The sequence below is a fragment of the Caldicellulosiruptor hydrothermalis 108 genome (genome assembly GCF_000166355.1).
In the GTDB taxonomy this organism is placed as follows: Bacteria; Bacillota; Thermoanaerobacteria; order Caldicellulosiruptorales; family Caldicellulosiruptoraceae; genus Caldicellulosiruptor; species Caldicellulosiruptor hydrothermalis.
Genome location: NC_014652.1, coordinates 1,448,091 through 1,461,433, shown reverse-complemented (window position 1 = coordinate 1,461,433; position 13,343 = coordinate 1,448,091). Strand labels below are relative to the sequence as shown.

The window sequence follows — 13,343 nt, the reverse complement described above, 5'->3', positions numbered from 1 at the left end:
AAGGCTAACATGCCATTGTACAGATCGCACGTTCTTGTATGCGGTGGGACAGGTTGTACATCAGGTGGGTCAGATAGAATATATGATGCATTTTTAAAAGAGATTGAAGCTCAGAATTTAAAAGATGAGGTTCAGGTAATTCGTACAGGTTGTTTTGGTCTTTGTGCAGAAGGTCCAATTGTCATTGTTTATCCAGAAGGAGCATTTTATAGCAAGGTTGCAGACTCTGATGTAAAAGAGATTGTTGAAGAGCATCTTTTAAAAGGAAGAATAGTAAAAAGACTTTTATATAAAGAGTCGATAGAAGAAGGTCAGATTAAATCGTTAAATGAGGTCAAATTCTATAAAAAACAGATGCGAATTGCTCTCAGAAACTGCGGTGTTATAAATCCAGAAAATATCGAAGAATATATCGCGTATGATGGTTACAAGGCTTTAGCAAAGGTACTTACAGAGATGACACCTGAACAGGTGGTTGACTGGGTAAAAAGGTCAGGTCTTAGAGGAAGAGGTGGCGGTGGCTTTCCAACAGGACTCAAATGGGAATTTGCAGCAAAAGCTCCAGGTGATGTTAAGTATGTTGTTTGCAACGCTGACGAGGGTGATCCCGGAGCGTACATGGACAGAAGTATCTTGGAAGGCGATCCGCATTCTGTAATTGAAGCGATGGCTATCGCTGGGTATGCAATTGGTTCAAAGCAAGGTTATGTGTATGTCAGAGCAGAGTATCCATTGGCAGTAAAAAGACTTGAAATTGCCATAGAGCAGGCAAGGCAGTACGGGCTTTTGGGCAAGAATATCTTGGGTACAAACTTTGAATTTGATATCGAAATAAGGCTTGGTGCTGGTGCATTTGTTTGTGGTGAGGAAACAGCGCTGATGACATCAATTGAAGGACACAGAGGAGAACCACGACCAAGACCACCATTCCCAGCTGTAAAAGGTTTGTGGGGAAAACCTACTTTACTTAATAACGTTGAGACGTACGCAAACATTCCAGTAATAATTCTAAAGGGACCAGAGTGGTTTGCATCAATTGGAACAGAAAAAAGCAAAGGGACAAAAGTTTTTGCACTTGTTGGAAAGGTTAATAATACAGGACTTATTGAAGTTCCAATGGGAACAACTGTAAGAGAGATAGTTGAGGATATTGGTGGCGGAATTCCTGGCGGCAAGAAATTTAAGGCAGTTCAAACAGGTGGACCATCAGGTGGATGTATTCCAGCATCGCTTATGGACACACCAATTGACTTTGATTCTTTGACTGCACTTGGTACAATGATGGGATCTGGCGGAATGATTGTAATGGATGAAGACACCTGTATGGTTGACATAGCAAAGTTCTTCTTAGAATTTACAGTTGATGAGTCATGCGGAAAATGTCCACCATGTAGAATAGGGACAAGAAGAATGCTTGAAATTTTGCAGAAGATAACAAGCGGAAATGGCACAGAAGAGGATTTAGAAAAGTTAGAAGAGCTTGCATACTCAATAAAAGACAGTGCTCTTTGTGGACTTGGTCAGACTGCACCAAACCCTGTTTTGAGTACACTAAGATACTTTAGAGATGAATATGAGGCACATGTAAAAGAAAAGAGATGTCCAGCAGGTGCTTGCAAGGCACTGCTCAGAATTGTGATAGACAAAGAACTTTGCAAAGGCTGTGGCATATGTGCTAAGAACTGTCCTGCAAATGCTATCACAGGCCAGATTAAAAAGCCTTTTGAGATTGATCAGAGCAAATGTATCAAATGCGGCGTTTGCATAGAGAAGTGTCCGTTTAAAGCAATCTCCAAGAAGGCATAATCAAGGGAGGGTATGACAAATGGAAATGGTGAATATAACAATAGATGGCAAGAAGATTCAGGTGCCAAAGGATTATACAGTGCTTCAGGCAGCACGCAAAGCAGGAGTTGAGATTCCAACCCTTTGTTATCTCAAAGGTATAAATGAAATTGGTGCTTGCAGAATGTGCGTTGTTGAAGTAAAAGGGGCAAGAAGCTTGCAAGCTGCTTGTGTCTACCCTGTGTCAGAAGGCATGGAGGTCATCACAAACAGTGAAAGGGTAAGAAAAGCAAGAAAGGTCAATCTTGAGCTTATTCTTTCGAATCATGACAGGAGCTGCTTGACATGTGTCAGAAGCAGAAACTGTGAACTTCAAAAACTTGCAGAAGATTTAAATGTTAAGCAAATTAGATATGAAGGCGAAAATATAAGAAGACCTCTTGATGATTTTTCACCTTCTGTTGTAAGAGACCCAAATAAGTGTATACTTTGTAAAAGATGTATAAATGTCTGCAGGAATGTTCAAGAGGTTGGAGTTATAAACGCAAATTACAGAGGTTTCAGAACAGTTATATCCACTGCATTTGACAGAAGTCTAAATGATGTTGCATGTACAATGTGTGGTCAATGTATTCAGGCTTGCCCAGTTGGAGCTTTAAGAGAAAAAGATTCAACAGACATTGTGTGGAAGGCACTTGCAGACAAGAACAAATATGTGGTTGTTCAAACAGCCCCAGCTGTCAGAGTTGCGCTTGGTGAAGAGTTTGGACTTCCAATAGGCACAAGAGTTACAGGCAAGATGGTAACTGCTCTCAAGATGCTTGGATTTGACAAGGTATTTGATACAGACACAGGCGCAGACCTTACCATTATGGAAGAAGGTACAGAGCTAATAAATAGAATCAAAAATGGCGGTAAACTTCCTCTTATTACTTCTTGTTCTCCGGGCTGGATTAAGTTCTGTGAACACTACTTCCCAGAATTTTTAGATAATTTATCTACCTGCAAATCACCACATGAGATGTTTGGTGCTATTTTAAAGACATACTTTGCACAGAAAATGGGAATTGACCCTGCGAACATGTTTGTTGTGTCTGTCATGCCATGTACCGCTAAGAAATTCGAAGCTCAAAGAGAAGAACTTGCTGCAAGTGGATATCCAGATGTTGATGCAGTATTGACAACAAGAGAGCTCGCAAGAATGATAAAAGAAGCGGGAATTGACTTTGTGAACCTGCCGGATAGCCATTTTGATGACCCAATGGGAGATGCAACAGGTGCAGGTGTCATCTTTGGAACAACAGGTGGTGTAATGGAAGCAGCACTGCGAACTGTATATGAAGTGCTAACAGGAAAAACACTTGAAAATGTCGAAATTACTCAAGTTCGTGGTCTTGAAGGAATAAGAGAGGCTGAGATTGACGTTGGCAGTATGAAGATTAAAGCAGCTGTTGCACATGGTCTTGCAAACGCTAAAAAACTTCTTGAGATGGTCAAAAACGGTGAAAAAGAGTATCACTTTATAGAAATCATGGCATGCCCTGGCGGATGCATAATGGGTGGTGGACAGCCAATTGTTCCTGCAAAGGTCAAGGAGAAAGTAGATGTTGCAAAGCTCAGAGCAAGCGCAATATACGATGAGGATAGGTCCCTGCCAATAAGAAAGTCTCATGAAAACCCTGCTGTAAAAAGATTATATGAAGAGTTCTTAGGCCATCCAAATAGCGAAAAAGCTCATCATATTCTGCATACACACTATAAGAAAAGACCACTGTACTGAGCTTAATTTAAATCTTAGGAAAAAGAAGCTGGTAATATTGATTTGCCAGCTTCTTTTTTTATCAAAAGTTATTTTTTTTGTAACATATTAATGATATAATAGAATATCAGAGAGCCAAGAAAGACTACACAAAATTCACATTCAAAACACAGTGTATGAAAGGGGTTATGCTTGACAAAATTGAAAAGAGTAATTCTTGCATCCTCATCACCCAGAAGAATAGAGCTTTTAAAGCAGTTTGGCATTGAGTTTGAAGTAATTCCATCAAACCTTGATGAAAGTATAGATCAAAGTCTGTCGGTTGAAGAAAATGTAATGCAGCTTGCTAAAAAGAAAGCTCAAGAGGTTTTTAATAAACTTGGGGAAGATAATAAACAAAGTTTGGTTATTGCAGCTGACACTGTGGTGTTTGTTGAAGGAGTTATCCTGGGGAAGCCCTCAAATGAAGATGAAGCTTTCTGGATGCTCAGAAAAATAAGCGGTAAGTGGCATAGTGTTTACACCGGTGTATGTATAATTGATGGACCAAGGGAGAGAATTTTGGTGGAATACGAAAAAAGTAACGTTTATATAAAGCATATGTCCGATGAGGAGATATTAAGATATATCTCAACAAAAGAGCCTTTTGATAAAGCAGGGGCGTATGCAATCCAAGGTTTTGGAAGCTTAATTGTTGAAAGGATAGAGGGCTGTTTTTACAATGTAGTTGGTCTTCCCTTGTACAGACTAAACATCATGCTACGAAAACTTGGATATGACTTAATGAAAGGAGAGTTGTGATGGGACTTTTAAAATCACTCTACAGAGATTTGGGAATTGACTTAGGCACTGCAAACACTCTTGTACATTTACGTGGAAAAGGCATTGTTGTAAATGAACCATCTGTTGTGGCTGTTCAAAAAGACACTGGAAAGATTTTGGCAGTCGGGAATGAAGCAAAAGAGATGATCGGCCGAACACCTGGCAACATTGTGGCAATAAGACCATTGAAAGATGGAGTTATTGCTGATTTTTATACAACTCAGGTTATGTTAAAGTATTTTATGGAAAAAGCATACAAAAAATCATTTCTTGGTTTAAGACCGAGAGTTGTGATATGTGTTCCATCAGGTGTGACAGAAGTTGAGAGAAGGGCTGTGGAAGAATCGGCTTACAAGGCAGGAGCAAAAGAGGTTTATATAATGGAAGAACCCATGGCAGCAGCTATTGGTGCAGGACTTCCTGTTGATGAGCCGTCTGGCAGCATGGTGGTAGATATTGGTGGTGGTACATCAGAGGTTGCTGTGATATCCTTAGGTGGAATTGTCACCAGTAAATCCCTCAGAATTGCTGGTGATGAGTTTGACGAGGCAATTTCAAACTATATAAAGAAGGAATACAACTTAATGATAGGTGACAGAACCGCAGAGGAGATAAAAATAAACATTGGCTCTGCATATCCTCTTGAAAAGGAAGAATGGTACGAAATAAAAGGAAGAGACCTTATAACAGGTCTTCCAAAGACTATAAAGGTCTCATCCACAGAAATAAGAGATGCTTTAAAAGAACCTGTTATGGCAATAGTTGATGCGATAAAACAAACTCTTGAAAAAACTCCACCAGAGCTTGCAGCAGACATTATGGAAAGAGGGATTATGCTGACAGGTGGTGGTGCGCTTTTAAAAGGGCTTGACAAACTTATAAGCAAAGAAACTGGTCTTCCTGTTCACATAGCTGAAAGACCTCTTGATTGTGTTGCGTTAGGTGCTGGAAAAGCGTTGGAAGAAATTGAAACCTTGCAAAAGGTGATGATTAACAGGAGCTCAAGGTAGTGGAGGATGAAATATTTTGAAAAGAAACATTTTGTTAACCATTGTTGTTTTGTTTGCATTTTTATTTAGTATAGCTGCAACTGTAATATCCCTCAAAAACTACGATTCAAATATTGTCTCGAGAAAATTGAAAGAGGGATATGTTCCTGCAAATTCCCAAGTAGTTAAGATTATAAGAGATATAAGAGAATATATAAACGGAATATTTCATCTCAACCAAATCATTGCTGAGAACAAGCGATTAAAAGAAGAGCTGAACAAATTAAATACTGATAAAATTACCATTGAAGAGATAAAAAGTGAAAATATAAAATTAAAAGAACTTTTGGGACTCAAAGAACAAATCGGATTGGCCACAAGTTTTGAAATTGCCAGAGTTGTTCAGAGGTCTCAAGAAGCATGGCTTAGTTTTTTTGTCATAGACAAAGGAGAAAAAAACGGCGTAAAGAAAAACATGGTTGTTATCAACAACCAGGGACTGATAGGATATGTTGTAGATGCTGGAGCAAACTGGGCAAAGGTGATAACGCTGCTTGACCCTGACTTTTCAGCATCTGCTATGGTTGTGCGAACAAGAGAAATTGGTGTTGTAAGAGGGAGTGTCAATCTTTTATCAAAGAGGTTATGTGAGCTGAGGTATATCTCGAAAGATTCTAAGATTAAAGTTAATGATATTGTTATAACCTCTGGGATGGGAGAGATATTTCCAAAAGGAATTGCCATTGGCAGGGTTGTGCAGATAAAAAACGACAGGTTTGAGCTTACCAAAAACATTTTAATAGAACCTTTAGTTGACATCGAAAATGTGGAATATGTAATGGTAATAAAGCAGGTAAAAGATATAAATTTGTCGGTAGGTGTTAAGTAAATTGCTCAAAAATAAGCTGATTTTACATGGGATAAACATTGTTATTGCAATTCTTTTTCAAACAGTACTGCAAGAGGTTATTCAAATAAAAGGAAACACTGTATTACTTTTTTTACCACTCATTGTTAGTAACGCTATATTTTTTGATTTTTCAGATGCAATAATAGCTAATCTGTTTATCATTTTTGTTTTTTGTTTTTTATTTACAAATAGCTTTTTCTTAAACCTCTTTTTAATGGTTTTACTTGTAATTACCTCAAATAGACTAAAGGAAAAGATTTATCTGCAAAGGGTTGAGATATTTCTCTTGTTTCTTTTAATGTACATCTTTTCTTTGAATTTATTACAATATGTTACAATAGGTATTGCTTTTAATAGAATACCTCTACCTTCAGTATTTTTGAGTAATTCTATCATTCAATTTATTCTTGACTCAGTATTTGGAATATTCATTTACTTTACTGTGTTGAGAGAAAGTAAATACTTACTGAAACTCAAAAAGGGGAGAAATTTGAAAGAAGAATGAAGATATTGTTTATAGAAAAGTTAAGAGAAAAAAACGTATTTAATAGGTGGACTTTTTTGTACATACTTTTTATATGCCTTGTGTTAATTCTAACTGTGCGCTTGAGCTATTTACAGCTTGTAAAGGGAGATTATTACTATGAACTTTCTGAAAAGAAGTTGATGCAAAAAGCAAACCTGGAAGCGCCAAGGGGTATTATTTATGATAGAAATGGTAGACCACTTGCTGACAACAGACCTGCCTATGTTCTCCAGATTATGAAAACTCAGCAGCTTCGAACTGAAAGTCAGAAAAGAGAGTTTACAAAAAAGATAATAGAGATTGTGAATATTCTAAATAAAAATGGAGACAAAATTATAAATCAATTTAAAATTGACATAAATCCTATCAGATTTAATTTTGGTATTGCAGACAAGAAACTTGCAAAAAAAGTAGAAATACAATGGAAAAAAGATAGAGACATTCCTTCGAATTTTTCTGCGCAGCAAGCTTTTGAATTTTTGAGAAAGAAATTTTATATTCCAGAAAATCTTGACCTGCAAACTACTCTTCAGGTAATGGCTATTGAAGATATGCTATTTTATAACTATTATCAAATGTATCAACCTGTTACAATTGCAATTGACATTTCCATGAAGACTATTGCTGAGATTGAAGAAAGGCGCAGAGATTTTTCGTTTGTAAACATAGAAGCAAAGGCAGTAAGAGTTTACAAGGATGCAATATACAATGCGTTCGTGGTAGGAAGGATAGGTAAAATAACTCAAGAACAATACGAAATGCTAAAAGACAAAGGATATTCTCAGGATAGTTTAATTGGTGTTGAGGGAATAGAAAAAAGGTGCGAAGATTATTTGCGTGGCAAGGATGGACTTCAGATCATCGAAGTTGACAAGTTTGGAAGGATAAATGATGTCAAGATAGAAAAACAACCAACAAAGGGTGCAAATGTCTATCTGACCATAGATTCTAAGCTTCAGAAAGTTGCTTATGAGTCGCTCAAAAAAGTTTTAGAAAAGATAAGAAATGGTGATTATGGTGAGAGATTCCCAAAAGCAAACAGTGGTGCTGCTGTAGTAATTGATGTAAAAACAGGCAATGTTCTTGCTCTCACAAGTTATCCTTCATACAATCCTAACATATTTATAAAAGGCATCACTACCAGCGAATGGAATAAGCTGATTAATGACCCCACAAGACCAATGTTCAACAGGGCAATTGCCGGGGTTTATCCTCCTGGTTCAACTTTTAAGATACTAACAGCGATTGCAGGTCTTCAGGAAGGTGTCATCAAGCCAGATGAAAAAATATTGGATACAGGTAGATATTTGTACTACGCAAAGTCAGGGTTTACTCCTGCTTGTTGGCTGTGGAATAGATATAGAACCACGCATGGCTGGGTAAATGTTGTTGATGCTCTTAAAGTTTCTTGTAACGTATTTTTCTATGAAACAGGAAGAAGACTTGGAATAGAAAGGATTGACAGGTATGCAACACTATTTGGCCTTGGTGGAAAAACTGGTGTTCAACTCGATGGTGAATCAAACGGTATACTTGCGAATGAAGAGAATAAAAAGAAGATCTTTAATCAACCTTGGTATCCTGGTGATACAGTTTTAGCAGCTATTGGTCAGTCTATAAATGCATTTACACCTATCCAGATGGCAAGTTTTATTGCAACTGTTGCAAATGGGGGGACAAGATATCAGGTGAACCTCATAGACAAGATTGTGGATGCCAATGGCAAAGTTATTTATAAGTCTGTACCAAAAGTACTCAGCAAGGTGAAGATGTATGAATCAACAAAAAAGGCAGTTTTTGAAGGAATGAAAAGTGTTACAAGTGAAGAGGGAGGAACAGCAAGACAAGCGTTCAAGGATTTGCCGTTTACAGTGGCAGGGAAAACAGGGACATCCCAGTATTCAAACTCATCGGCTGCACATGCCTGGTTTGTTGGTTTTGCACCTTATGATGACCCCCAGATTGCCTTTGCTATAGTTTTGGAAAATGGTGGACATGGTTCATATGCCGCGTATGTTGCAAGGGATATAATAGATGCATATTTTAATTTGCCTTCGCAACAAGAAGAGAGGCCATAAAAGGGGGAGGGTTTGGTTTGAATGAACCTGTTGTGTTAAAAGGGTTTGGGAAAGGAATTGCTGTCATTTTGGATAGCAGTTGTGATTTTGAGACAATCTGTGATCACTTTAAGCAAAAAGTTATAAACGGCAAAAATTTTTTTTCAGGATATGAGATTCCTATCCAGTTCATAGGAAGGAAGCTTAACAGTTATGAGCTTCAAAAGCTAATAGAGATAATGAAGACATTTGGAGGAGTGCATGATATAATATTTCCATGGGACGAGATTAGTTTTCATAATCTTATTTCAACTTCAGAGGAACGAGTTGAAAATATAAAAGAAGAAAAGCTCAATGCAAAGGTGCACAAAGGTACTCTGCGTTCAGGACAAGTTATAACCTCAGAGTCTGATCTGATAATTATAGGGGATGTAAATCCCGGAGCAGAGGTGATATCCAAAAATAACATTATTGTCCTGGGAGCGCTCAGAGGGATTGCACATGCAGGCATTTCAGGGAACAAAAATGCTGTCGTTTTTGCGCTTGAGATGGACCCTGTTCAAATCAGGATTGCCAATATAATTGCAAGGGCACCTGATGAGGAAAATAAACGTGAAAAGTCAGTTGCTGAGATAGCTTATATAGAAAATGATGCGATAGTTGTTAAGCCTGTTACGCAATTTTAAAATAACGAAAAAAGGAGAGTTTTAGAAGATGGGTGAGGTTTATGTAATTACATCTGGTAAGGGTGGAGTGGGGAAAACAACAACCACTGCAAATGTAGGGACATATTTGAGCATTTTAGGGAAAAGAGTACTTTTGATTGATGCTGATATAGGTCTTAGAAATTTGGATGTTGTTATGGGACTTGAGAACAGAATTGTGTTTGACATTGTAGATGTTGTCGAGGGAAGATGCAAGCCCAAACAGGCACTAATTAAAGATAAAAGATTTGATGGGCTTTATTTGCTTCCTGCTGCTCAATCAAAAGACAAAACTGCTGTTTCACCTGAACAGATGAAAGCTTTGTGCGAACAGTTGAAGGACGATTTTGATTTTATCTTGATTGACTGTCCTGCGGGGATTGAGCAAGGCTTTAAAAATGCAATTGCAGGTGCACAAAAAGCAATTGTGGTAACAACCCCTGAAGTCTCTGCTGTACGTGATGCCGACAGGATTATTGGTCTTTTAGAAGCATATGAGCTGCACAATCCTAAGCTTATCATAAACAGAATAAGGTTTGATATGGTAAAACGTGGAGATATGATGGATATTGACGATATTCTCGAAATTCTTTCGATAGAACTTCTTGGAATAATACCTGACGATGAAAAGATTATAATCTCTACTAACAAAGGAGAACCTGTTGTAATGGACGAAAAATCAAGAGCAGGACAAGAGTACAGGAACATAGCAAGAAGAATCTTGGGGGAGAATATCCCTATTGTGAGCGAGGAAGAAAATTTAGGATTTTTGGGTAGGCTTAAAAGGTTTTTGGGGTTAAATAATTCTTAGGAGGAATAAGAATGTTTGAATTTTTTAACAAGTTCTTTAACAAACAATCTTCAAAGGATATTGCAAAGGAAAGGTTGAAACTTGTTATTATTCACGACAGGGCAAACGTGTCTCCAGAACTTTTAGAGCTGATAAAGAATGAAATTTTAAAAGCTATACAAAAATACATAGTGATTGACGACAAGCTCTTGGAAATTCAAATAACCAGAACACCGTCTGAGCAGAAAGGTGAATTTGTTCCTGCACTTATTGCCAATATTCCTATAAAATCTGTAAAGAAAACTGAGATTTTAAACAACGAGGCTGATGACTAAAATGATGGTCCAAAACGAGCAAACAATAAAAAAAAGGTTCAATGTTGTCATAACCATTTTAATGATAATTCTTTGTCTTACTGGATTTATTCTAATTGCAAGTGCAACTAATGTTCTGGAGACAGGAAAATATAAACTGGTCATTTCGCAAGTCATCTGGTTTTGTTTGGGACTGAGCTTGTACTTCATTTTTTCATTAATTGACTATAGAATATTTGCAAACTTTTATGTTATTATTTATATGATAATGGTTATTCTGCTTTTGTATGTAGACATAAAAGGCATAAATGTGCTTGGCGGTCAGAGATGGATAAAAATTGGACCATTTTCGTTTCAACCGTCTGAGATTTCTAAATTGCTCATGGTAGTGTTTTTTGCAAAAGTTGTTACGATGCAGGAAAATATTAATAAATTCAAAACATTGGCCAAAGTATTAATTTTCACTGCAATTCCTATAGTTCTTGTTTTAAAACAACCTGACTTGGGAACAGCTTCTGTGTTCATCGCCATAATTGCTACAATTTTATTTGTTGCAGGGCTGGACTTGAGATATTTCTATGCAGCAATTGGTGCACTTTTGGTTTTTATTCCTATTGCATGGGAATTTGTTCTTCATGAATATCAAAAAGATAGAATAAGAATATTTTTAAATCCTCAGCTTGACCCGATGGGAAAAGGATGGCAGGTAATATACTCTCAGATAGCTATAGGGTCAGGAAGAGTATTTGGCAAAGGCTTATTTATGGGAACAATCAACAGACTTGATTATCTTCCTGTGAAAGAATCTGACTTTATATTTGGTGTAGCAGGTGAAGAACTTGGGTTTGTAGGATGTATAATTATAATAACAGTATATGCGCTGCTTATACTGAACCTTATTAGAATAGCTTCCACATGCAAAGAAAAGCTTGCATCTTACATTGTTGCTGGAGTTGCAGGAATGTTTAGTTTTCAGATGTTTGTCAATATTGCAATGACTCTTGGGATAATGCCTGTGACTGGAATTCCTCTGCCGTTTGTAAGCTATGGTGGAAGTTCGATGCTTACTTCCATGGCATCACTTGGAATTGTGCAAAGCATTTATAGGGAAAATATAAAAACTATGTTTTGAGGTGAAGAGAATGAATATAGCACTTATTGCCCACGACAAGAAAAAAGAACTTATGGTTCAATTTGCAATAGCTTATAAGTTTATATTGTCAAAGCACACATTATATGCAACAGGGACTACCGGAAGGTTAATACAGGAAGCAACAGGACTTGAAGTTCATAGATTCCTTCCAGGTCCGCTCGGAGGGGACCAACAGATAGGGTCTTTGATTGCATACAATCAGATTGACATGGTGATATTTTTGAGAGACCCGCTTACAGCTCAGCCTCATGAACCAGATGTGAATGCACTTTTGCGTCTTTGTGATGTCCATAATATTCCTCTTGCAACAAACATTGCAACAGCGGAACTCTTGATAAAAGCTCTTGATAGAGGAGACTTATCATGGCGTGAAATTGTAAATCCAAAACTGCAAAAAAACAAGAGTGATAAGTGATGATAAAAGGCAAGGTAAGGATTGATAGAAGGACCAAGAACTTAGTTAAAAGACTAAGACCAGGGGAGATACCTGTCATATTGCACGAGGATATTGATGAGGTAGCTGCATATTCTCTCTTAGAAAAGAAAGTAAAGGTGGTAATCAACTGTGCTAAGTCTTTTACCGGGAAGTTTCCAGCAGTTGGTGCGAAGATTCTTCTTTCACACGATGTGATTATAATTGATAATTTAGGGGAAGATGTATTTAATCGAATAAGAGAAGGGGACATTATAGAAATCAAAGATGATAAGATATTTTTAAACGGCAATTATCTGTGTGATGCAAAATATCTTTCTAAAGAAGAGTTTGAATCTTTTTATCAAAAGAGTTTCAAAGAAATGGAAAATCTTTTAGAGAATTTTATAGAAAATACCTTAGAGTATGCGAAAAAGGAAAAGGGATTTATCTTAGGACAATTTGAAATCCCTGACATTTCAACCAAAATAGCCGGAAGACATGTGCTTGTTGTGACAAGAGGAAGCAGTTTTAAAAAGGATATAAAAGCAATAAAAGGTTATATTACAGAGGTAAAACCAGTAGTGATTGCAGTTGATGGTGCTGCTGATGCATTGCTTGAGGAAAAGATAAGACCAAACATTATAATTGGGGATATGGATAGTGTGTCTGAAGAAAGTCTTTACAAATGTGACGAGATAATTGTTCATTCGTATCCTAACGGATATGCACCAGGTCTTAAAAAAGTAGAAGCTTTAGGACTTACTGCAAAAACAATAGCATGTCCTGGCACAAGTGAAGATGTGGCTTTGCTTTTGGCTTATGAAAAGGGAGCAGAACTGATAGTTTCGGTTGGTTCTCACAGCAGTATGCTTGATTTTTTAGAGAAAGGTCGAAAAGGAATGTCCAGCACTTTTCTGGTCAGGCTAAAAATAGGTTCAAAGCTTGTGGATGCACGAGGTGTGTCTAAGCTTTATACTGAAAAGGTAAGTTTCAAATATATCGGGGTTTTGTTGTTTTCTGCACTTATTCCTATACTTGCAATTCTAATGATAACGCCGCCTTTTCAATACTTTTTCTATTTAATTCAACTAAAACTGAGAGTAATCTTGAGGTAGGAAA

At 37.2% G+C, this 13,343-nt stretch carries 13 protein-coding genes; all 13 read left to right on the top strand.

The genetic code is table 11. The features are described from left to right. The first annotated feature begins 9 nt into the window (after positions 1 to 9). The 13 genes from nuoF to steA all read left to right on the top strand — a co-directional run bounded on the left by nuoF (position 10) and on the right by steA (position 13,339). On the top strand, positions 10 to 1,806 hold the full coding sequence (nuoF, locus tag CALHY_RS07245) for an NADH-quinone oxidoreductase subunit NuoF (protein ID WP_013403317.1): 1,797 nt from the start codon (positions 10 to 12) through the stop codon (positions 1,804 to 1,806). A gap of 19 nt (positions 1,807 to 1,825) precedes the next feature. Next, on the top strand, positions 1,826 to 3,565 hold the full coding sequence (locus tag CALHY_RS07240) for an NADH-dependent [FeFe] hydrogenase, group A6 (RefSeq protein ID WP_013403316.1): 1,740 nt from the start codon (positions 1,826 to 1,828) through the stop codon (positions 3,563 to 3,565). A 171-nt stretch (positions 3,566 to 3,736) separates the two neighbouring features. Next, entirely contained in the window at positions 3,737 to 4,345 is a 609-nt protein-coding gene (locus CALHY_RS07235; RefSeq protein WP_013403315.1) for a Maf family protein, read from the top strand. After that, positions 4,345 to 5,376 carry a rod shape-determining protein gene (locus tag CALHY_RS07230; RefSeq protein ID WP_013403314.1) on the top strand — a complete coding sequence of 344 codons (1,032 nt, stop codon included), beginning with the start codon at positions 4,345 to 4,347 and terminating at the stop codon, positions 5,374 to 5,376. Before CALHY_RS07235 ends, CALHY_RS07230 begins: the two co-directional genes overlap by 1 nt. A 16-nt stretch (positions 5,377 to 5,392) precedes the next feature. Then, entirely contained in the window at positions 5,393 to 6,244 is an 852-nt protein-coding gene (mreC, locus tag CALHY_RS07225; protein ID WP_013403313.1) for a rod shape-determining protein MreC, read from the top strand. Between the two features lies 1 nt (position 6,245). Next, positions 6,246 to 6,770, top strand: coding sequence for a hypothetical protein (locus CALHY_RS07220; RefSeq protein ID WP_013403312.1), 525 nt, complete (start codon positions 6,246 to 6,248; stop codon positions 6,768 to 6,770). Then, entirely contained in the window at positions 6,767 to 8,869 is a 2,103-nt protein-coding gene (gene mrdA, locus CALHY_RS07215; RefSeq protein ID WP_013403311.1) for a penicillin-binding protein 2, read from the top strand. The genes CALHY_RS07220 and mrdA overlap by 4 nt, the downstream gene beginning before the upstream one ends. Positions 8,870 to 8,886: 17 nt before the next feature. Then, positions 8,887 to 9,534 (top strand): septum site-determining protein MinC, encoded by a 648-nt coding sequence (gene minC / locus CALHY_RS07210; protein WP_013403310.1) that lies wholly within the window; start codon positions 8,887 to 8,889, stop codon positions 9,532 to 9,534. Positions 9,535 to 9,562: 28 nt separating this feature from the next. Next, positions 9,563 to 10,363, top strand: a complete 801-nt coding sequence (minD, locus tag CALHY_RS07205; protein WP_013403309.1) for a septum site-determining protein MinD — start codon at positions 9,563 to 9,565, stop codon at positions 10,361 to 10,363. An 11-nt stretch (positions 10,364 to 10,374) separates the two neighbouring features. Further along, complete coding sequence (gene minE, locus CALHY_RS07200; RefSeq protein WP_013403308.1) at positions 10,375 to 10,677, top strand: cell division topological specificity factor MinE; 303 nt, start codon at positions 10,375 to 10,377, stop codon at positions 10,675 to 10,677. 1 nt (position 10,678) lies between these two features. Beyond that, positions 10,679 to 11,788 (top strand): rod shape-determining protein RodA, encoded by a 1,110-nt coding sequence (rodA, locus tag CALHY_RS07195; RefSeq protein ID WP_013403307.1) that lies wholly within the window; start codon positions 10,679 to 10,681, stop codon positions 11,786 to 11,788. A 10-nt stretch (positions 11,789 to 11,798) separates the two neighbouring features. After that, positions 11,799 to 12,224, top strand: a complete 426-nt coding sequence (gene mgsA / locus CALHY_RS07190) for a methylglyoxal synthase (protein ID WP_011917393.1) — start codon at positions 11,799 to 11,801, stop codon at positions 12,222 to 12,224. Then, positions 12,224 to 13,339: a putative cytokinetic ring protein SteA gene (gene steA, locus CALHY_RS07185; RefSeq protein ID WP_013403306.1), complete on the top strand. Its 1,116-nt coding sequence runs from the start codon at positions 12,224 to 12,226 to the stop codon at positions 13,337 to 13,339. Before mgsA ends, steA begins: the two co-directional genes overlap by 1 nt. Positions 13,340 to 13,343 lie beyond the last annotated feature (4 nt).